Raw genomic sequence first — 19,677 nt, 5'->3', positions numbered from 1 at the left:
ATAGTGGCTTGGCCGGCCAGCGCGATGGACAGCGCATTGCGCGCCGGCCTGCTGAAACTCGATCCGCAAACCCGGCTGGAGCAGCGATGCGACGCCGAAATTCTCGACCGGATTACCCGCGACGACCACAAATACAAAGCCGATCGTGTCGTCGCCTACGCTTTTGCGACGCCCGAAATGGGCGCCGACGCGATCAAGAGCCCGGGTGCTGCGTTTCGCAGCAAGGGACAATGGTACCGGCTGAAATTCAAATGCGAGACAGCGCCGGACCATATGGAAGTCCTGCAGCTCCGCTACCGGATCGGTGATGAAATTCCGGAAAGCGACTGGCCCAAATACAATCTCTATAACTAGGCATTCGCGATCTGTGGCCGCATTTGCCGGTGTTCGGGCCGATCGTCGCAAACTCTGTATATTGCCGCAATAACGTGCGGCTTGCCGACCTTGTTCCAACCAGTCCCTTGACGCGCGGGAACCATACACGTTAGGCCCTCCAGGCATTCGACGCGAACGGTCGGCCAACCAGCAAGGGACTTCCAGTCGATGGAAATTTTCACTGCCGCGGGCTTCTCTGCCCTGCTCCAGGTCATCGCCATCGACCTCGTGCTTGCAGGCGATAACGCCATCGTCATCGGCCTGGCCGCAGCGGGCTTGCCGGTCGAGCAGCGCAAGAGAGCGATTCTCATCGGCGTGGTGGCGGCAACGGTGCTGCGCATCGGTTTTGCCGCGATCACCGTCACCCTGCTGCAGATTGTCGGCCTGCTGCTGGCCGGCGGTATCTTGCTGCTGTGGGTGTGCTGGAAGATGTATCGCGAGCTGCGCACGTCCGATGCCGACGAGGTGGAGGCGACCGAAGCGTTGTCCAATTCCGATATCAACAGCGATGATATGGTGGCCGGCAAGGCGCGCAAGAAGACCTTGGGTCAGGCAGCATTGCAGATCGTCATCGCCGACGTGTCGATGTCGCTCGACAACGTGCTGGCGGTCGCCGGCGCAGCGCGCGATCACTTCCAGGTGCTGGTGATAGGCCTCGTCCTGTCGATCGCGCTGATGGGCCTTGCCGCGAGCTTCATCGCCAAGCTGCTGCACCGCCATCGCTGGATCGCCTATATCGGCCTTTTGATCATCTTCTATGTCGCACTCGACATGATCTACCGGGGCGCGGTGGAAGTCTTGCCGCATGTCAGCAGTGCGGTGAGCTGACGCGTCGACTCCAATTCGCATCGGCCGGCCTTTCAGCTTCGGCGACGCTGGCGGTTGCGTTTCGCCGCAGCCGCTGCCCATACCAATGCCACGACAAGTGTGATACTGCGCCGCCATTCCTGAAAATCCGGAAAAGCTTTGATGTCCGCCCCTCGCGTCAGTTTCGTCAGCCTTGGATGCCCAAAAGCCCTTGTGGATTCGGAGCGCATCATCACGCGCCTGCGCGCCGAAGGCTACGAGATCGCCCGCAAGCACGACGGCGCCGACCTGGTCGTCGTCAACACCTGCGGCTTCCTCGATTCCGCCCGCGACGAATCGCTCAATGCTATCGGCTCGGCACTTTCGGAGAATGGCAAAGTAATCGTCACCGGCTGCCTCGGCGCCGAGCCGGACGTCATCCGTGAAAGACATCCCAACGTCCTCGCCATCACCGGACCACAAGCTTATGAAAGCGTGATGGCGGCAGTGCATGAGGCTGCACCGCCGAGCCACGATCCCTACATCGACCTTTTGCCGCCGCAAGGGGTCAAGCTCACACCGCGCCACTATGCGTATCTCAAGATTTCGGAAGGCTGCAACAACCGCTGCACCTTCTGCATCATCCCGGCGCTGCGTGGTGACCTCGTATCGCGGCCGGCCGCCGACGTGTTGCGTGAAGCCGAGAAGCTGGCCAAGGCCGGGGTCAAGGAGATCCTCGTCATCTCGCAGGATACCAGCGCCTACGGCATCGACATCAAATACCAGGCAAGCCAGTTCGGCGATCGCGAAGTGCGGGGGAAATTCCTCGATCTATCGGAAGAACTGGGCAAGCTCGGTGTCTGGGTGCGCATGCACTATGTCTATCCCTACCCGCATGTCGCAGACGTCATCCCACTGATGGCCGAAGGCAAGATTCTTCCTTATCTCGACATTCCGTTCCAGCACGCCTCGCCGCAGGTGCTGAAGAACATGCGCCGGCCCGCTCATGGCGAAAAGACGCTCGAGCGCATTCGCGGCTGGCGCGACGTCTGCCCGGACCTTGCCATCCGCTCTACTTTCATCGTCGGCTTCCCCGGCGAGACGGACGACGATTTCGAGATGCTGCTCGACTGGCTGGACGAGGCCAAGATCGACCGCGCCGGCTGTTTCAAATACGAGCCGGTTAGAGGCGCCCTCTCCAACGGGCTCGGCCTCGAGCAAGTGCCGCAGGAGATCAAGGAAGCCCGCTGGCATCGCTTCATGCAGCGCCAGCAGAAGATTTCGGCAACGCAGCTCACAAAGAAGATCGGTAAGCGCCTGCCTGTCCTGATCGACGAGGCGCATGGCAATTCGGCCAAGGGCCGGACCAAATACGACGCGCCCGAAATCGACGGTTCGGTCCATATCCAGTCGCGGCGGCCACTGCGCGCCGGCGACATCGTCACGGTCAAGATCGAGCGCGCTGACGCTTACGACCTTTACGGCTCAGCAGTCTGATATTCCGTCCAAAATAAAAGGGCGCCGCGTGGCGCCCTTTCGTTCGATATGTTTCCGACTGCCTACTGCGGCAGCTTGTCGTCGACGCCCTTCACGTAGAAATTCATGCCGAGCAGCGTGCCGTCGTCCGCGACCTCGCCTTCCTTCAGCCACGGTGTGCCGTCCTGCTTGGCGATCGGCCCGGTGAAGGGGTTCCAGCCGTCGGCGATCTTCTTGGTGGTGGCCTCGGCCATCGCCTTCACGTCGTCGGGCATATTGGTGAACGGCGCCAGCTTGACGGCGCCGTCCTTGATGCCGAGCCAGACATTGTCGGGCTTCCAGGTGCCGTCGAGCGCCGCCTGGACGCGGCTGATGTAGTACGGGCCCCACTCGTCGGTCAGCGAGGTCAGCTGCGCGTGCGGCGCGAACTTGATCATGTCGGAGGACTGGCCGAAGCCGTGCAGCTTGCGCTCCTCCGCCACCTGCAAGGCAGCGGTCGAGTCGGTGTGCTGGACGATGATATCGGCGCCCTGGTCGAACAATGCCTTGGCAGCGTCGGCCTCCTTGCCCGGATCGAACCAGGAGTTCACCCACACGATCTTAGCCTTGAAGTTCGGGTTGATCGACTGTGCGCCGAGCATAAATGAATTTATGCCCATCACCACTTCCGGGATCGGGAAGGAAACGATGTAGCCGGCGACGCCCGACTTCGATTCCTTGGCCGCGATCTGGCCAAGCACGTAGCGGCCTTCATAGAAACGCGCATTGTAGATGCCGAGATTTTCGGCCGTCTTGTAGCCGGTGGCATGCTCGAACATCACCTTGGGGAATTTCTTGGCGACCTTCACTTCCGGGTCCATGAAGCCGAAGGAGGTGCCGAAAATGATCTTGCATCCCTCGCGCGCCAGGCGCTCGAAGGCGCGGTCGGCATCGGGGCCTTCGGAGACGTTTTCGAGATAAGCGGTCTCGACCTTGTCGCCGAGTGCCTTTTCCACCTCGAGGCGGCCTTGGTCGTGCTGGTAGGAGTAGCCGAAATCGCCAATCGGGCCGGTGTAGACCCAGCAGGCCTTCAGCTTGTCCGCCGCCTCGGCTGAGGCCGCCAGCGACAAAGCGGCCGTTGTCGCCATCAGGGCAATAAGCAGTTTTTTCATTGTGTTACCTCTCTGAGTTAAGCCTTGGAGCTTCCGTCTTTTTGTTGTCAACGATCCGGAACGAATGGCTGGCCCAAGGAGGCCGGCGTGTTCATCATCGTCAAACGCTTGTTGCGCGAGATTAGAACGAGAACCACGACGGTTGCCAGATAGGGCAGCGAAGAAAGCAGTTGCGAGGGGACCGGAATGCCGAATGCTTGTGCATGCAGCTGGCCGATCCAGACCGCGCCGAAAATATAGGCGCCGGCCAACACCCGCCATGGCCGCCAGGAGGCGAAGACAACCAGAGCCAAAGCGATCCAGCCGCGGCCGGCTGTCATGTTCTCCACCCATTGCGGCGTATAGACCAGCGACAGGTGGCCGCCGGCTAGGCCGGCACAGGCGCCGCCGAAGATCACTGAGAGATAGCGGTAACGGATGACGTGGATGCCAAGCGCATGGGCGGATGCATGGCTGTCGCCGATCGAACGCAGGGTGAGCCCGGTGCGGGTCTTGAACAGGAACCACATCACGGCGGCGGTCAACGCGATCGAGATGTAGAAGATTGGATCCTGACCGAACAGCAGCCTGCCAACGACCGGGATTGCGGTCAGGCCGGGAATATCGAGGTTAGGCAATCTCTCGCCGGGCTGGCCGACAAAATTCGTCCCCATCATGCCGGAAAGACCGAGGCCGAGCAGTGTCAGCGACAGGCCGGTTGCCACCTGGTTGGTGGCCAGCGACAGGGTCATGACGGCGAACAGCAGCGAGAACACTGCCCCCATGGCAATTGCCGCCAACAGCCCTATCCACGGCGAGCCGGTGAGATAGCCGGCGCCGAAGCCGCCGACCGCACCCATGATCATCATTCCTTCGACGCCGAGATTGAGCACACCGGAACGTTCGACCACCAGTTCGCCGATCGCCGCGATCAGCAGCGGCGTCGCCGCCGTCGCGATGGTCAAAAGGATGTTGACGGTGATGTCCATCAGCGAGCTTCCTCCAGCTTCGGGACTGTCTCGAGCTTCGGCGCGGCAAAGCCGATCAGGCGGATGCGATAGTGAATGAGCGTGTCGCAGCCGAGCACGAAGAACAACAGCATGCCCTGGAACACGCGCGCCACCTTGTCGGAGATGCCGAGCGCGCTTTGCACTGCCTCGCCGCCGAGATAGGTCAGCGCCAGCACAAGGCCGGCGGCAACGATGCCGAGCGGATTGAGCCGGCCGAGGAATGCCACGATGATGGCGGTAAATCCGTAGCCGGGCGAGATCACCGGCTGCAGCTGCCCGATGGCGCCCGAGACCTCCGAAATCCCGGCAAGTCCGGCCAGTGCGCCCGACAGCAGGAAGGCAAAGAAGACCATGCGGTTAAGGCCAAACCCGGCGAAGCGCCCTGCCCTCGGGCTTGAGCCGAGAACGCGGACCTCGAAGCCTTTCAGCATGCGGCTCATCAGGATCCAGATCAGTATCGCCGCGACCAGCGCGAAGACAAACCCCCAGTTCGCCCGACCGGATTCCGGGAGGAGTTCCGGCAGTATCGCCGAGTCGTTGAACTGGATGGTTTGCGGGAAACCATGACCCTGCGGATCGCGCCACGGCCCGCGTACCAGCCAATCGAGGAAGAGCTGGGCGACATAGACCAGCATCAGGCTGGTCAGGATCTCGTTGGTGTTGAAGCGCGTCTTCAGCAGTGCCGGGATTGCAGCATAGGCGGCCCCACCGACCATGCCGAAAAGAAGCATCAGCGGCAGCACCAATGGGCCTTCGAACTGCGGAAACAGCACGGGGAAGATCGAACCGACAATGCCGCCCAGGATGAACTGGCCTTCGGCGCCGATGTTCCAGATGTTGGCCTTGTAGCAGACCGACAGTCCGACCGCGATCAGGATCAGAGGGGCGGCCTTGATCGCCAGCTCATGCATTTGCCAGACCTGGCTGATCGGTTCGATGAAGTAGATACGGAACGCGGTCAACGGATTGACGCCGAGCAGCGCGAACATGATGGCACCGGCAATGATCGTCAAAACGAAAGCGATGAAAGGCGAGAGTGCCGAAAACAGCATCGAGCGCTGCGGGCGTTTTACAAGTTCGAGGCGCATCAAGCCGTCTCCAGCGTATGTTCGGCATGCCCGGGTTCGGCGCCGCCCATCAGCAGCCCGATCTTCTCGAATGTCGCTTCGGCTATCGGCAGCGGCTTGGACAATTCGCCATTGTGCATGACCGTGATCGCATCGGAAATCTCGAACAGTTCGTCGAGGTCCTGGCTGATCACCAGCACCGCCGAGCCGCTGCGTGCCAGTTCGATCAGCGCCTGGCGGATGTGGGCCGCCGCACCCGCGTCGACGCCCCAGGTCGGCTGATTGACCACCATGACGCTTGGCCGGCGGTCGAGTTCGCGGCCGACGATGAATTTCTGCAGATTGCCGCCCGAAAGAGCCGCAGCTTCCGGATCCGGCGCGCTCTTGCGCACGTCCATCGCCTTTATGATGCGCTGGGCAGCGGTATAGATCGCATCGCCCTTGACCATTCCACCGGCGCCGACAAACATCTTGCCATCGGTGGCGTGGCGCGACAAAAGCAGGTTCTCCGAAAGCTTCATGCGGGGTGCTGCGCCATGGCCGAGCCGCTCTTCCGGGACGAAGGCAGCGCCCATCAGGCGCCTGCCGGTGATGGTGAGGCCGCCGGCACCCTTACCACGGATGCGGACCGAGCCGGCATCCTGCTGCAGCACCTCGCCGGAAACAGACTCGAAGAATTCGCCCTGGCCGTTGCCGGCGACACCGGCAATGCCGATCACCTCGCCGGCGCGGACCTCAAGATTGATGTTCCTGAGCGGGATCGAGAACGGGGTCGCCGGCTTTCGGGTGAGTTCGCGGATTTGAAGCAGCACCGGCGCGGTCTCGATACCCTCGGCCGGCGCCCGCACCACGGCCTGCACCTCGTTGCCGACCATCATCCGCGCCAACGAAGACGCGGTTTCCTGGCGCGGATTGCAATGGCCGACCACCTTGCCGTGACGCAGCACGGTGGCGCGGTCGCAGATGCGTTTGACCTCTTCCAGCCGGTGCGAAATGTAGAGGATAGACTTTCCTTCCGAACGCAGCCGTTCGAGCGTCTCGAACAGCTTATCGGCCTCCTGCGGCGTCAGCACCGAAGTTGGCTCGTCGAGAATTATGAGTTGCGGCGTCTGCAGCAGGCAGCGGATGATTTCGATACGCTGGCGCTCGCCGACCGACAGATCACCGACCAGCGATAACGGATCGAGAGGCAGGCCGTAACTGTAGGAGAGCGCCCTCGCCTTGGCCGCGATCGTGCTGATCGGCGAGCCGTCATCCAGCGACAGCGCGATATTCTCCGCCGCCGTCAGCGCTTCGAACAGCGAAAAATGCTGGAAAACCATGCCGATGCCGAGCTTTTTTGCGGTGCCGGGGCTAGTGATCCTGACCGCCTGGCCATTCCAGAAAATCTCGCCGGAATTAGGTTCCAGCGATCCAAACAGCATTTTCACCAGCGTCGACTTGCCGGCGCCGTTCTCGCCAAGCAACGCATGGATCTCGCCCTTGGCGATGTTGAGATCGACATGGTCGCACGCCGTCAGCGTGCCGAATATCTTTGTGAGGCCGCGAACCTCCAGCAGGTTTGCGCCGTCCTGATCTGCACTCACGGTGCCTCCATCTGGTTTGCCAGACATGTTCTGTGTTCCCGCAAACATCGTATGCGCGGCCTGCTCTCTACGGTAAGCGCCTGACGACTTGAAAGAGCTTCAAGAATTTCAGCGGAAACTCAAGCGGTAAAGAGCAGTTCGCAAGAACGGCGGCGTCGGCGGGCCGAAACTGCGGGCGCTCAAGGGATAAGTATCGTTGTCCCGGTGGTCCTGCGCCCTTCAAGATCGGAATGTGCCTTGCCGGCATCGCTGAGCGCGTAACGCTGGTTGATCTTGATCTTGACGGCGCCGCTGAGCACCACGTCGAACAATGCGGCGGCGGAAGCCTCGAGGTCGTCGCGCATGGCATTGTAGACGAACAGCGTCGGCCGCGTTGCGAACAGCGAGCCCTTCTGCGCCAGCAAAGAGATGCTGAAGGGCGGGATCGGCCCAGACGATTGACCGAAGCTGACGAAAGTGCCGAGCGGCCGCAGGCAATCGAGCGAGGCTGGAAATGTGTCGTTGCCGACCGAATCGTAGACAACGTCGCATTTCTTGCCACCGGTGATAGCGGCAACGCCGGCGACGAAATCCTGTTCGCGATAGTTGATCACGTGATCGAAGCCATGCGCCTTGGCGAGCTCGATCTTGTCGGTTGAACTCGCGGTGCCGATCACCGTCGCGCCGAGATGCTTGGCCCATTGGCCGAGGATCAGGCCAACACCGCCTGCCGCCGCATGGAACAGGATCGTATCGCCGGCCTTCACTTTGAAGGTACGGCGCAACAGATACTCGGCGGTCATGCCCTTCAACATCATCGCCGCGGCCTGTTCGTCGCTGATGCCGTCGGGCACCTTCACCACGCGGTCGGCGGCGATCACGCGCTGCCCGGCATAGGCACCGGTGGTCACCGCATAGGCGACGCGATCGCCGGGCTTGAGCCAATCGACATCTGTGCCGACCTCCAAAACCACGCCGGCCGCCTCGCCGCCGGGGATCAGCGGAAATCCGCCCTGCGGCGGATAAAGGCCCGAGCGATAATAGACGTCGATGAAATTGAGACCGATCGCGGTGTGCTTGACCAGGATCTGTCCCGAGCCCGGCTGCCCGGGATCGGCATCCTCATAGGTCAGGACCTCCGGGTCGCCATGGGCATGGATGCGGATCGCTTTGGACATTTTCAGGCTCTCTTGGGATCAGGCTTTCTTGTCCGGCTTGGCGCCGAGATTTGGAAAGAACTGCATGATAGCGCCGATGCAAGCGAGGTAAAGCCCGGTGACCGTAATCCCGATCTTGATGAAATCGCTGACCTGCTCGCCCAGCACGCCGATCTGGTCGTAGAAGGAGGCAAGTGCGGCCTGCGCCAGCGCCAGCGCGCCGAAAGCGCACCAAAGCAGCGTCATGCCGAGATTGATTGGCCGCAGCCGCTTCACCCGCACCGGATGGATGAAATTGATCGGCACGAAGGTGAGAATGCCGGCCACCACGACCACGGCGAAGGAAACCCATTGTCCTGGTTCGATGACGAACAGCGTGAACACCACCATGTTCCAGACGACCGGAAAGCCTTTGAAGAAATTCTCCTTCGTCTTCATGCCGGTATCGGCATAGTAGATTGCGCTCGACACCACGATTATCGCCGCCGACAGGAACGACAGCCGCTCGCCCATGAAGCCGCGCTGATAGAGCGCGAAGGCCGGAATCAACACGTAGGTCACGTAGTCGATGATGTTGTCGAGCAGTTCGCCCGACCATGTCGGCAGGATTTCCTTGACGTCGAGCTTCCTGGCGATCGGCCCGTCGATGCCGTCGACGAAAAGCGCCAGCCCCAGCCACCAGAACATCGCCGTCCAGCGCTGCTCGCTTGCTGCCACTAGCGACAGAAACGCCAGGAATGAGCCCGACGCGGTCAAGAGATGGGCCGAGAACGCCCGCGCCTGCGGCCATGTGACTTTCTTCTTCGGCCGCGGAATCCGGTCGGCGATTTTCCTGGCCGTCGTCTTCTTGCTCACGGGCCCCGCCAGTCCAGCTTGCAGATTTCGGCCGAACGGCCGGCAAAGTTCCAGTTGCTGCCAAAGGCCCGCATTTTGCTCTTGTCGGATTTGGCGACGATGATTTCCGGCGCAATCCAGTATTCCGAATTGCTGATGACCGTATCCTTGTCGCGATCCTTGCCGGCGATTGGCGTCACCGCGCCATCGATGATCTTCGGTATCTGGAAGATGCGCGTTTTCTCATGCGTCTCGTAGGTGATCGGCACCTGCTCGGCGCCGAGGAACTTTCCGACCAGGATGGAGAGCAGCGATGTGGTTCCGCCAGCCTTACCGGTGAAGATCTTGGTCAGTGCCTTCACAGCGTAGACCGAGGCGCGCTTGTCGATGAACAGACCGGCCGTCCAGTTGCCACGGCTCATATAACCGGGGATTTCCATGATCAGCCCAAGATTGAGACCGGACAGGTCGACCTCGCCGAAATGGCCGGCATCGATGCGGAACCCCGCCCAGGTCTGGCAATAGCCCTCGGTCGGCGGATGACTGCCGAGCGACAGCACGCAAGGGCAAAAAACCGTGCAATTGCAGGAGAGGACGAGCTCTCCCTTCATTGCCCAGTTTTGATCTGTCATCGAATTCTCCCCCTCATGTCGAGACTACTAGTAGCGCTGCTGCCCAGACAAGCAGTATCGCACCGGCCAGCCGCGTCGGCAGATTGCCTGCCGTCTGTTTTTCGACCAGGCTGAACAAGCCGATCAGCGCCATCCAGAACACGTTCATCACACCGACGGCGAACATTACCAGCATCAGCGCCCAGCAGCATCCAAGGCACCACAGGCCCTGCTTCACGCCGAGCCGGAAAATGCGAATGAGCCTGGCGCTCCAGTTGGCGAACAGGACCGAGAACGGATTTCTGCACTTCTCGAGACAGGCTTCCTTCAACCAGCTGAACTGATAGAGACCAGCGATCGACAGCGCGGCTGCTCCGGCAATTCCAACCAGCGGATCGAGCATCTGCCCGGATGACGCGAATGCATCGACTGCGAGCGTCAGGGCCGCCAACATTGCCGAGGCGGCAAGCCAGACGCTCAAATATCCAGCGACCAGGATCAGCGGATGGACGACCGGCTCCCTCTTGATCCGGGCGGTATCTGCGATCTCGCAATAGGTGCGGATCATCGGCGCCGCGGAGGGCAGCATGGTCGCGATGGCCATCAACAGCCACATCGCGGTGAGTGCCCCGCCTTGCGCGCCTACGCTTGCGCGAAGCGGCGCCGGCGCAAGGCAGAGGGCGAAGAAACGCGCAAGGAAATCCGGCAGCGGCAGTTGCGGCAGGTACCTCAGCATCGTGTCGCCGGGTGCATCGGTGCCCGGGAGCCGGCTTACGGCACCACGAACTGTCATTGCGCCGAGAAGGAGCCAGGCAAGGGCGATGCCCATGCCGGCAACAACGCTCACGGTCAGTCGAGGGCTGCGCGCAACGCTCGCCATCGCGCGGCCGGTACCGTCGAGGTGGCTGAAATCGTCTTTTTGGCCGGTCATGGCAACCGAATGGGCCGAATCGCCGCGTTGATCAAGCCGCATCACCTGACCTATATGGACAGGCAGGTCGGACAGGCCTCACCTCGCAATCTGGAAGCCGAATTTGGACCATCGGGAAACAGCACGGATACTGGTCGCCGGCAGCGGCCCTGCGGGGCTGATCGCGGCGCTTGGCTTTGCCGAGGCGGGCTTTCCCGTCACGCTCGTCGGACCCGAGGCAGCCGGCCCCGACGGCCGGACGACAGCCTTGATGAACCCTGCCCTGAAGATGTTCGACCGGCTCGGGATCTTCGACGGAATCAGGTCGCACGCAGCGCCGCTCAAGGTGATGCGCATCGTTGACGCAACCGACCGGCTGATCCGCAGCCCGACAGTGACCTTTCGCGCCAGCGAGATCAACGAAGAGCAATTCGGGCTGAACTTGCCCAACAGCGTTCTCAACCGCACGCTAGCCGAGGCTGTCGCGCATTCGGGCATCGAATGGCGAAAGTCGATGGTGGAGGCATGGCGCCTCGATGCCGACCATGCCCATGCCGTTCTCGCCGACGGCAGCGAGGTTGAGGCGTCGTTGGCGGTTGCCGCCGATGGCCGTCAGTCGCCGGCCCGCGAAGCAGCCGGCATCCGGACCTCGGTCCGACCCTATCCGCAGGCGGCGCTGGTGCTCAATTTCGGTCACCGCAGCGACCACGCCTTCACCTCGACCGAATTCCACACCGAGACCGGTCCGTTCACACAGGTTCCCCTGCCCGGCAACCGGTCCAGTCTTGTCTGGGTGCTCGAACCCGATATCGCCAGGGACCTTGCAGCACTCGACGACGCCGAGCTTTCGACGCGGGTCGAACAGCGGATGCAATCGATGCTGGGCCGCGTGTCGGTTGAGCCCGGCCGGCAGGTCTACCCCCTTTCAGCGGTGAGCCCGTGGCGGTTTGCGCAGCGCCGCGTAGCCCTTGTCGGTGAAGCCGCCCATGTGTTTCCCCCAATTGGCGCGCAAGGCCTTAATCTCGGCATCCGGGACATCGACGACCTGATTGCTACCGCAAGCAGAAACCGCTCGGACCCGGGCGCCGCCCAGGCGCTTGCAGCCTATGATTTCAAGCGGCGGCCGGACATTCTGGCGCGCAGCAGCGCGGTCAACCTGCTGAACATGTCGTTGCTTTCCGACATGCTGCCGGCTCAGTTGGTGCGCAGCGCTGGCCTGGGCGCGCTTGAGGGGTTTGCGCCGCTGCGGGCGTTTTTCATGCGCGAGGGTCTTCGACCCGGCAGCGGTTTTGCGGCGTTTTTTGGCGGATTGCGAAAAGCGGCTGCGCGATAGCGATCTTGGGCACCGCCCCTTGATCCGCATCTTGCGATGCTCAACCCGGCATCAAGGGGACCGGGATTGAATTGACGCGGCGTCTGCGCCAAATAATGACGATGTCGACCGTAAGGTCTGGGCCAATCTTTGCCGGACCAGTGCGTAAGAGTCTAAAGTCCTGGAGCGTTTTCTTGCATGTTTCAGGATGCGTGGCGTTCAAGAAGTTCAAGTGGTGAGTGCGATGAAGACAGCCAAATTCTCGATCGGACAGGTGGTTCGCCACCGGCTGTTTCCGTTCCGCGGCGTCATTTTCGACGTCGACCCGCAATTCGCCAATACCGACGAATGGTACGAGGCGATCCCCGCTGACGTGCGGCCGCGCAAGGACCAGCCCTTCTATCATCTGCTCGCCGAGAATTCCGAAACGGAATACATCGCCTATGTGTCCGAGCAGAATTTACTTGAGGACCGGTCGGGCGAACCGGTCCGGCATCCGCAGATTGGTGAAATGTTCGACAAGAAGCCGGACGGGCGCTACGAGCCGAAGCACCAATTGAGACATTGACTTAGTCGGAATCTGGCTGGGCTGGGACAGACTTGAGACATGGCTGGACCCGACAAACGGCCGGTCCAAACGAAAAAAGCGGGGCATGAACCCCGCTTTTTTATTCGTCCGAAACCCGTCGATCAGTTGGCGGCCTTCGCCTTTTCCTGCTCTTCCTTGAGTTTCTTGGCAAAGTCCTGATTGTTCTTGGCGACGAACTCCTGGAGCTTCTTCTGCCGGTCCTCGATATCCGACTGCTGCAGCGGCGGGCCGTCGAAGGCGCCGCTGAAGCCGGTCAGCGCGATCTTGATCGGGTTCGGCTGGTTCTGGAAATTGACTGAGGTGAGCGTCAGCGCCGAACCCTTCTTGAAGGATGCGACGAGCTGATCGGTCAGCGGCACTTCCGCCACGCAGCGATCCGGGAAACAGATCACATAGTCGAGCTTCTGCGCCTTACCGCCGTCGATCTGGAGGCCGATGCCGGGAGGAACCAGACGGCCGGTCGGAACCGTCACCTGGAACACCTTGCGGTTCACCTTGCCCTTCAATTCGATCAGGCTGACGCCGGTGATGAGCTGGCCGTTGCCGGCGGTGGTGATGTTCTGGACATTGCAGATGTCGACGTCTTCCTGCTTGGTGCAGGCCTTGAACCAGCCTTGCGGAATCTGCTGTTGCTGCTGCGCGGAAGCAGCGGGAATCCCGGCGCCCAGAATGCCGACCACGCCAGCGGCCATGACCGACAGGCGGTACGCGTTGCTGTTCAGGCTCGTCATGTCGTGCATTCCTCTCAAATGATCCCGGAACCGGCTTTTTCCCGCCGTGTGGTCCAGCTACCTGTTGCCGAAATGAGGCAACAGAATGACTTCGGACGGCGTGTTACACTGCAAGCGGTGCCGAATCCAGCCCGGGTCTCGCGAATCTTGGCCAAGGGATTGGGTCAAGGGGTTGGCCGGTGCACGACCGGCTCATGTATGCTGCGCATCGAATCGGGAAGGAGACGGTCATGGGCCGCGTTGTCGTTTGGCTGATCGCCGCAATCTTGTTTGTTGGCCTTTCCCTGCAGCCAGCCCTGTCGGAACCGGTGCACGCGCTTGCCATGCAGGGCGAGCCGGCGCTGCCGGCCGACTATGATCATTTCAACTACGTCAATCCCGACGCGCCGAAAGGCGGCAGCATTACCTATTGCGTCGTCGGCAGCTTCGACAATCTCAATCCGTTCATCCTGAGAAGCCTGCGCACCACCGCGCGCGGCATGATGGATCAAGCCTTTGGCAATCTTGTCTTCGAGCCGTTGATGCAGCGCAACTACGATGAGGCCTTCAGTCTCTACGGCCTGCTCGCCGACGCCGCCGACATGGATCCCGAGCGCAAGAGCATCGAATTCCACCTCGATCCCAGGGCCAAATGGTCGGACGGTGAGCCGGTGACGCCGGAAGACGTGTTGTTCACCTATGACGTCTTTACCGAGAAGGGCCGGCCGCCTTACAGCGACCGTATGGGCATGATCGCCAAACTCGAAAAGACCGGCGCCCGCAGCGTGCGGTTCACCTTCAACGACGATGCCAACCGCGAGACTCCATTGATCATCGCGCTGACGCCGATCCTGCCGAAGCACGCATTCAACAAGGAGACCTTCGACAAGACGACGCTGAAGCCTTTGATCGGCAGCGGCCCTTACACGGTGGCGCAAGTGGTGCCCGGCCAGCGCATCGTGTTCAAGCGCAATCCTGACTATTGGGGCAAGGACGTGCCATCCAAGCGCGGCTTCGACAATTACGACCAGATCACGATCGAATATTTCCTCAACGCCAATGCCAAGCAGGAAGCGTTCAAGAAAGGCATCTGCGCCATCGACGACGACAGCGACCCGGTCAAACGCGAGCGCGATCTCGACTTTCCGGCTTTCTACAGGGGCGAGGTCATGGCCGAAACCTTCGATACCGGCATCCCGCCAGTGGTCAACGGCTTCCTGTTCAACACGCGGCTGCCGAAATTTTCTAATCCGGTCGTGCGGCGCGCGCTCGGCATGCTCTACGATTTCGAATGGGCCAACAAGAATCTGTTCGGCGGCAAATACACGCGCACGATGAGCTTTTGGCAGAATTCCGAGCTGTCCGCGCTCGGCCACCCGGCCGGCGAAAAGGAAAAGGCCCTGCTGGCCCCCTACCCCGGCCGCGTTCCTGCAGATGTCATGGACGGCACCTACAGGCCGCCCGTCACCGACGGCTCTGGCCAGGACCGCAAGGTGCTGAAGACCGCATTCGAGCTGCTGAAGAGCGCAGGCTATACCGTGCAGGACGGTGTGATGCTCGATCCCGAGGGTAAGCCGTTCGGTTTCGAAATATTGACCGCCTCACAGGACGAGGAGCGTCTTGCCGCCATTTACCAGCGCGCGCTGGCGAAGCTCGGAATTGGCGTCAGCATCCGCAGTCTGGAAGGCGACCAGATCCAGTCGCGCAAGCAGCGCCTCGATTTCGACGTGCTGATCGGTTCTAGCGCCAGCTCGCTGTCTCCCGGTATCGAGCAACGCGCGCGATGGGGGTCGTCGACAGCAAAAAAGGAAGGCTCGTTCAACCTAGCGGGTGTCGCCGACCCCGCAGTGGACGCGGCGATCGAGGCGATGTTGAGAGCTCGCTCGAAGGAGGACTATGTCGCTGCTGTCCGGGTTCTCGACCGGCTGCTGATCTCAGGCAATTACATGGTGCCGACGCAGCACAACAACCAGCAATGGCTTGCCTATTGGAACTATCTGGAACATCCGCAAAAGACGCCCATATACGGTTATCAGTTGCCGACCTGGTGGCGCAAACCGAAGTGACCTCTTCAGAACAGGAGATCAAGATGAACGACGAGAACTCGATTACCGTCGATGTGGTCTCCGACGTGGTGTGCCCCTGGTGCTTTATCGGCCAGAAACGGCTCGACAAGGCGATTGCCGCCGTCGACATCGACGTTCACATACGCTGGCGGCCCTTCCAGCTCGACCCGACGATTCCGCCCGAAGGCAAGAACCGCCGCGACTACATGGTGGCGAAATTCGGCAGCGAGCAACGCATCCGCGAAATCCATGCCCGGATCGAGCCGTTGGGCGAGGCTGAAGGGATTTCCTTTGCCTTCGACGCCATCAAGGTCGCGCCCAATACGCTGGATGCGCACCGGCTCATTCGCTGGGCCGGGACGGCCGGCGAGGCGGTTCAGAACCGGTTGGTGCGCCGGCTGTTCCAGCTGAATTTCGAGGAAGGCGCCAATCTCGGCGATCATGCCGTGCTGATCGAAGCGGCCCGCGAGGCCGGCATGGATGCCTCCGTGGTCGAAACGCTTCTGCCGACCGACGCGGATGTCGAGGCGGTGCGCACCGAAATCGCCACCGCTTCGCGCATGGGCATATCGGGCGTGCCGTGCTTTCTGCTTGAGGGCAAATATGCGGTGATGGGCGCCCAGGACGCCGATACGCTTGCCGATGCACTCCGCCAGGTCGCCGCGGCCAAGGCACGCGGCGAACTGGAAACGGCCAACTGAGCCGGACTATTTCACCGTCACCTTGGCCTTGCTGACGAAAAAGCCATGGCCATGCTTGCCGGTGCAGGTCAATCCCTTGGTGGATGACTGGCAGAAAAACGGCCCCTTGCTCCAGCTATTGCCGTACGCCAGCTTGGTGACGTCGCCGCAGCAGCCTTGCTCGCCCGGATTCTTGATCAGCGTCGCCGGGCCTTTCGGGCCGAGGATGATAGTGACGTAGCTGGGCTCGACGCGCGAACAGCTCAGTTCCGGTCCGCCATCCTGCGGCTCGTAGGTGCTGGTGCCGCCCTTCGGCGTGTAGATGCAGCCAATATTGCCGGACGGCGTGTTGAACTCGACCTGTCCCTCGGCGTTTGCGGGAACGGTCTGGCTGCCGGCATATGTTTGCGGCAGCCAGGCAAACATTGCGAGCATCGCCACAAACAATGTCCGTGCAAGCATGAAGAACTTCCCCCCGGTTCAAACCTGGATGCATCCGGGCAGGTTCGATCCGCAGCGCAGCATTGTCAAACGCAGTTTTGTTCGTGCTCTAAAAAAGCACGGTCTAATGGATGTTGGTCCGCATCCTGGACTGTGCCAGCGAAGTCATTGCTTGGCGGATTACGGGTTCCTGACAATGCGGCTTCAACCACGAATCATACGGTCACTTTCTGGCCGCCGACGAGGTCGGAGCTGTCCGTGAAGGCGGTTCAGGCTGTGAAGATCGACAGCTGGACGGCGCTTCTATGTTCACAAAGCTGTGTGAAGACCTTCCCTAGGGGAAGGTCTCTACTTGCTCCGGCGCAGGCAAGTAACTATTTGAAATTGCGTTGGTATTCCGCCCCTCGAAACGTGACGGCATAGCGCCGTGATCATTCATTCTGTTGCTCCACTGCAACGGTCGGCGAGCTAAGCCACCTGCGGCTGGTGAAAAGCTAATGGAAAATGATCAATTGGTGTTACTGTCCGTAACAAAAGAAAAATCGTTTGGGCGGGATAGTGATTCGGGTCGATAGACCAACGCGACATTCAATATCGGAAAAATGGCTCCGCGGTGCCGCAAGGCAGTCGCCCCTGACGCCCGTATCGTCGATGCGCAGCTTCTGGGGACTGATGCGGGCCTACTGGTTCTCAGACCGCTGGATGGAAGCCTGGACGCTGACACTGGTGATCGCCCTGCTCACCGCGCTCTCCAGCAAGTCAGGCGTCTGGTTTGCCGTAGCATCCGGAGAGCTGGTCAACTCGATCGCCTTTTTCCACGATGCCGCCAACACCACCCCGCTTCAGACACTGCTGACCAATGCCGGGATACTTGTCCTCCTGGTCTTGCTCAAGGATGCGGGTTTTACCGGTATCCGCAGCCTGGTATCCGCAACATTGCATCGCAAGTGGCGCGGCTGGCTGGACAGCCAGTTCAACGAAGCCCTGCTTGACGCCAATCACACGCATTTCCACGCTCAGCATGGCTCGTCAGGTGCCGCCGCTCCCGACAATATCGATCAGCGCATCCAGGAATCGATCAAGGATATGACGGGCGGCGCCATCGGCCTCGCGATGGGGGTTCTGGCCGTTGCTACTTCATTGTATTTCGTTGGCCAGCAACTGCTTGCACACTCGGCGGAGGTCAAAGGGCTGGAGTTCCTCGGCAGCTATGGCAGCGCCGTCCTCGCCTTTCTGGCGGTCGCCACCTACGTGCCGTTGAACACCTGGATCGCGGTCAAGCTGGGCAGGCTGCTGGAACGACTCAATGTCAGGATGCAGCAGGCCGAAGGCAGCTATCGCGGCGAGCTGATCACATTCCTGCGCCGCAGTTTTCATGTCGCCGCATCGCAAGGCGAGAACGTGCAGAAGGCAGTGCACACCCAGCGCTATGTCGACATCGACCGCACCTGGGCGCGGCTGAACATCGTCAACACAGGCTACAATTCGTTCGAGCTGATCTACAATTTCATCGGTGCCCGCATTGTCGCCTACGGGCCAGGCTTGGTTCCCTTTATCCATAACGGCTTCGATCTCAAGGGCTACATAACCGGCTCCGAGATGGTCAACTCGCTGATTAGTCAATGCTCGTGGTTCATCCACGTCATGCCTGCCATCGCCGCGCTGCGGGCCAACAGCCAGCGCGTCACCGAACTCGCAAACGCGATCGAAAACGTCCAGCACCCGCAGGAATTTTATCAGCAGACCGGCCGCTCCGATTTTCGCTACGACCGCCAAAACCCGGTTTTCGGCCTGACCATCCAGAAGCTCGAACTGGCGCATCAGGGTGAGGACGCAACGCCCTTCCTAAGTGCCGCGAACTTGCGCTTCCGGCGTGGCGAATGGACGTTCCTCAAGGGCGAATCCGGTTGCGGCAAGACCTCGCTGATCAAGGCGATCAACGGCCTGTGGCCTTACGGCCGCGGCACCATCGTCTTCCCTGAAGGGGTCAGGAGTTTCTACGCCGCCCAGGAGGTGAAGCTGCAGCAGGTTTCACTGAAGCAACTGGTCTGCCTGCCCGGTTCCGAGCACGATTACGCCGACGTGCAGGTCGCATCCGCCCTGCACAAGGCCGGCCTCGGCGATTTCATCGAGCATTTGGCCGATGAGAGCCGTGAAGGAAAGATCTGGGATCAGGTTCTCTCGGGTGGGCAGAAACAGAAGCTGGTTGTCGCCCGCATCGTGCTGCAGCAGCCGGGATTGCTGTTCCTCGATGAAGCCACCGGCGCGCTCGACCCCGATGGACGGATCGCCTTCCACCAGGCGATCAAGGACAATTGCCCTGATGCAACTGTGATCTCGATCATGCATGAGGCGACGCCGCCGAGATCGCTCGCGGGCACCGAATTCTACCACAGCGTGGTTGCGATCGCCGACGGCGTCGCCACCAAGAAGCCGCTGGTTCCGAGCTTGCCGGTAGAGCTCACCACCATCCTCACGCAGCCGACGCGGCCGGCCGAGGACAAGTGGCTGCGCTTTCCCCGCCGGCTGAAGCAGAGGTAGTCGCGGCACCATTGCCAGCATCCAGCCAGCCTGCCACGTAGCCCGATCACAGTCTCGCGATCCAGTCGGTTAGCCGCCGTTTTAACCCGCTCTCGCGATTGACTCGGCAAGGCGCGCTCCTATGTTGCGCCGGCTTGCAGAATCTCAACTCGAACCCGCGAGCAGAAAGGTCACCGCGCCATGCCTGGCGACAGTCACAGTCGAACGCAACCGCCGCCCGCTTGACGTGACCTGACCGGCTCACGTCCTGCCGGACGGCAAGGAGTGGGCCATGAACGAGTCTTCCCCCGTCGTGGGCGGCGATGCCATCGCCATCGCCCGCGTACTTGCCAACGAACACGTCGCCGACATCGTCGAGGCCTTGAATCGGGAGCCCCGCGAGACAGCATCGGATCTGCTCTGCGAAGTGCCGTTCGA

Annotated in this window: 18 protein-coding genes and 1 pseudogene; 9 read left to right on the top strand and 10 right to left on the bottom strand. The window is 61.2% G+C overall.

What is annotated here, in order from left to right:
- The 3 genes from E5W70_RS01060 to rimO all read left to right on the top strand — a co-directional run bounded on the left by E5W70_RS01060 (nucleotide 1) and on the right by rimO (nucleotide 2,658).
- Nucleotides 1-354, top strand: a complete 354-nt coding sequence (locus E5W70_RS01060) for a DUF930 domain-containing protein (protein WP_292653612.1) — start codon at nucleotides 1-3, stop codon at nucleotides 352-354.
- Nucleotides 355-543: 189 nt separating this feature from the next.
- Nucleotides 544-1,203, top strand: coding sequence for a TerC family protein (locus E5W70_RS01055; protein ID WP_292653611.1), 660 nt, complete (start codon nucleotides 544-546; stop codon nucleotides 1,201-1,203).
- A 141-nt stretch (nucleotides 1,204-1,344) separates the two neighbouring features.
- The gene (rimO, locus tag E5W70_RS01050) at nucleotides 1,345-2,658 is read left to right on the top strand and encodes a 30S ribosomal protein S12 methylthiotransferase RimO (RefSeq protein ID WP_292653610.1); all 1,314 of its coding nucleotides are present in this window, start codon (nucleotides 1,345-1,347) and stop codon (nucleotides 2,656-2,658) included.
- A gap of 62 nt (nucleotides 2,659-2,720) precedes the next feature.
- On the opposite strand, the gene E5W70_RS01045 is transcribed toward rimO, so the two are convergent.
- From E5W70_RS01045 to E5W70_RS01010, 8 genes are all read right to left on the bottom strand, one after another.
- Nucleotides 2,721-3,788, bottom strand: coding sequence for a BMP family ABC transporter substrate-binding protein (locus E5W70_RS01045; protein WP_292653609.1), 1,068 nt, complete (start codon nucleotides 3,786-3,788; stop codon nucleotides 2,721-2,723).
- A 47-nt stretch (nucleotides 3,789-3,835) separates the two neighbouring features.
- Nucleotides 3,836-4,756: an ABC transporter permease gene (locus tag E5W70_RS01040; RefSeq protein WP_292653608.1), complete on the bottom strand. Its 921-nt coding sequence runs from the start codon at nucleotides 4,754-4,756 to the stop codon at nucleotides 3,836-3,838.
- Nucleotides 4,756-5,868 (bottom strand): ABC transporter permease, encoded by a 1,113-nt coding sequence (locus tag E5W70_RS01035; RefSeq protein WP_292653607.1) that lies wholly within the window; start codon nucleotides 5,866-5,868, stop codon nucleotides 4,756-4,758. The genes E5W70_RS01040 and E5W70_RS01035 overlap by 1 nt, the downstream gene beginning before the upstream one ends.
- Complete coding sequence (locus E5W70_RS01030) at nucleotides 5,865-7,430, bottom strand: ABC transporter ATP-binding protein (RefSeq protein WP_292653606.1); 1,566 nt, start codon at nucleotides 7,428-7,430, stop codon at nucleotides 5,865-5,867. The genes E5W70_RS01035 and E5W70_RS01030 overlap by 4 nt, the downstream gene beginning before the upstream one ends.
- Nucleotides 7,431-7,609: 179 nt before the next feature.
- Nucleotides 7,610-8,587, bottom strand: a complete 978-nt coding sequence (locus E5W70_RS01025) for a quinone oxidoreductase (protein ID WP_292653605.1) — start codon at nucleotides 8,585-8,587, stop codon at nucleotides 7,610-7,612.
- An 18-nt stretch (nucleotides 8,588-8,605) separates the two neighbouring features.
- Entirely contained in the window at nucleotides 8,606-9,421 is an 816-nt protein-coding gene (pcsA, locus tag E5W70_RS01020) for a phosphatidylcholine synthase (protein ID WP_292653604.1), read from the bottom strand.
- On the bottom strand, nucleotides 9,418-10,032 hold the full coding sequence (locus tag E5W70_RS01015; RefSeq protein WP_292653603.1) for a DUF1326 domain-containing protein: 615 nt from the start codon (nucleotides 10,030-10,032) through the stop codon (nucleotides 9,418-9,420). The genes pcsA and E5W70_RS01015 overlap by 4 nt, the downstream gene beginning before the upstream one ends.
- Nucleotides 10,033-10,045: 13 nt before the next feature.
- Entirely contained in the window at nucleotides 10,046-10,942 is an 897-nt protein-coding gene (locus E5W70_RS01010) for a DUF2182 domain-containing protein (RefSeq protein ID WP_292653602.1), read from the bottom strand.
- 103 nt (nucleotides 10,943-11,045) lie between these two features.
- Here E5W70_RS01010 and E5W70_RS01005 point away from each other — a divergent pair, with 103 nt between their 5' ends.
- Together E5W70_RS01005 and hspQ are read left to right on the top strand one after the other, a co-directional pair.
- Nucleotides 11,046-12,254 carry a UbiH/UbiF family hydroxylase gene (locus E5W70_RS01005; protein ID WP_292653601.1) on the top strand — a complete coding sequence of 403 codons (1,209 nt, stop codon included), beginning with the start codon at nucleotides 11,046-11,048 and terminating at the stop codon, nucleotides 12,252-12,254.
- Nucleotides 12,255-12,477: 223 nt separating this feature from the next.
- Complete coding sequence (gene hspQ, locus E5W70_RS01000; RefSeq protein ID WP_023675043.1) at nucleotides 12,478-12,801, top strand: heat shock protein HspQ; 324 nt, start codon at nucleotides 12,478-12,480, stop codon at nucleotides 12,799-12,801.
- A 122-nt stretch (nucleotides 12,802-12,923) separates the two neighbouring features.
- Here the strand turns inward: hspQ and E5W70_RS00995 are convergent, their stop codons facing one another.
- Nucleotides 12,924-13,553 (bottom strand): invasion associated locus B family protein, encoded by a 630-nt coding sequence (locus E5W70_RS00995; protein WP_292653600.1) that lies wholly within the window; start codon nucleotides 13,551-13,553, stop codon nucleotides 12,924-12,926.
- A 230-nt stretch (nucleotides 13,554-13,783) separates the two neighbouring features.
- Between E5W70_RS00995 and E5W70_RS00990 the strand changes: the two genes are divergently transcribed.
- Together E5W70_RS00990 and E5W70_RS00985 are read left to right on the top strand one after the other, a co-directional pair.
- A complete protein-coding gene (locus E5W70_RS00990; protein WP_292653599.1) occupies nucleotides 13,784-15,598 on the top strand; it encodes an extracellular solute-binding protein in 1,815 nt (604 codons plus the stop codon).
- A 23-nt stretch (nucleotides 15,599-15,621) separates the two neighbouring features.
- Entirely contained in the window at nucleotides 15,622-16,299 is a 678-nt protein-coding gene (locus E5W70_RS00985) for a DsbA family protein (protein ID WP_292653598.1), read from the top strand.
- Nucleotides 16,300-16,305: 6 nt separating this feature from the next.
- On the opposite strand, the gene E5W70_RS00980 is transcribed toward E5W70_RS00985, so the two are convergent.
- Complete coding sequence (locus tag E5W70_RS00980) at nucleotides 16,306-16,740, bottom strand: hypothetical protein (protein ID WP_292653597.1); 435 nt, start codon at nucleotides 16,738-16,740, stop codon at nucleotides 16,306-16,308.
- Between the two features lie 630 nt (nucleotides 16,741-17,370).
- Here E5W70_RS00980 and E5W70_RS00975 point away from each other — a divergent pair.
- Together E5W70_RS00975 and E5W70_RS00970 are read left to right on the top strand one after the other, a co-directional pair.
- Nucleotides 17,371-19,260 (top strand): ABC transporter ATP-binding protein/permease, encoded by a 1,890-nt coding sequence (locus tag E5W70_RS00975; RefSeq protein WP_292653596.1) that lies wholly within the window; start codon nucleotides 17,371-17,373, stop codon nucleotides 19,258-19,260.
- A 271-nt stretch (nucleotides 19,261-19,531) separates the two neighbouring features.
- Nucleotides 19,532-19,677: pseudogene (locus E5W70_RS00970) on the top strand (magnesium transporter); the annotation flags it as partial.

Origin of the sequence: Mesorhizobium sp. (genome assembly GCF_005063415.1) — a bacterium.
In the GTDB taxonomy this organism is placed as follows: domain Bacteria; phylum Pseudomonadota; class Alphaproteobacteria; order Rhizobiales; family Rhizobiaceae; genus Mesorhizobium.
The sequence above is the reverse complement of the archived record's forward strand: the minus strand, read 5'-3'. Positions and strand labels throughout refer to the sequence as shown.

Excerpts from the sequence above, each read along its gene's own strand:
- E5W70_RS00980 (WP_292653597.1), bottom strand. The coding sequence starts at position 16,740 with ATGCTTGCACGGACATTGTTTGTGGCGATGCTCGCAATGTTTGCCTGG.
- rimO (WP_292653610.1), top strand. The coding sequence starts at position 1,345 with ATGTCCGCCCCTCGCGTCAGTTTCGTCAGCCTTGGATGCCCAAAAGCC.
- E5W70_RS00990 (WP_292653599.1), top strand. The coding sequence starts at position 13,784 with ATGGGCCGCGTTGTCGTTTGGCTGATCGCCGCAATCTTGTTTGTTGGC.
- E5W70_RS01010 (WP_292653602.1), bottom strand. The coding sequence starts at position 10,942 with ATGACCGGCCAAAAAGACGATTTCAGCCACCTCGACGGTACCGGCCGC.
- E5W70_RS01045 (WP_292653609.1), bottom strand. The coding sequence starts at position 3,788 with ATGAAAAAACTGCTTATTGCCCTGATGGCGACAACGGCCGCTTTGTCG.
- E5W70_RS01015 (WP_292653603.1), bottom strand. The coding sequence starts at position 10,032 with ATGACAGATCAAAACTGGGCAATGAAGGGAGAGCTCGTCCTCTCCTGC.
- E5W70_RS01040 (WP_292653608.1), bottom strand. The coding sequence starts at position 4,756 with ATGGACATCACCGTCAACATCCTTTTGACCATCGCGACGGCGGCGACG.
- E5W70_RS00975 (WP_292653596.1), top strand. The coding sequence starts at position 17,371 with ATGCGCAGCTTCTGGGGACTGATGCGGGCCTACTGGTTCTCAGACCGC.
- E5W70_RS01055 (WP_292653611.1), top strand. The coding sequence starts at position 544 with ATGGAAATTTTCACTGCCGCGGGCTTCTCTGCCCTGCTCCAGGTCATC.
- E5W70_RS01025 (WP_292653605.1), bottom strand. The coding sequence starts at position 8,587 with ATGTCCAAAGCGATCCGCATCCATGCCCATGGCGACCCGGAGGTCCTG.
- E5W70_RS00995 (WP_292653600.1), bottom strand. The coding sequence starts at position 13,553 with ATGACGAGCCTGAACAGCAACGCGTACCGCCTGTCGGTCATGGCCGCT.
- E5W70_RS00985 (WP_292653598.1), top strand. The coding sequence starts at position 15,622 with ATGAACGACGAGAACTCGATTACCGTCGATGTGGTCTCCGACGTGGTG.
- hspQ (WP_023675043.1), top strand. The coding sequence starts at position 12,478 with ATGAAGACAGCCAAATTCTCGATCGGACAGGTGGTTCGCCACCGGCTG.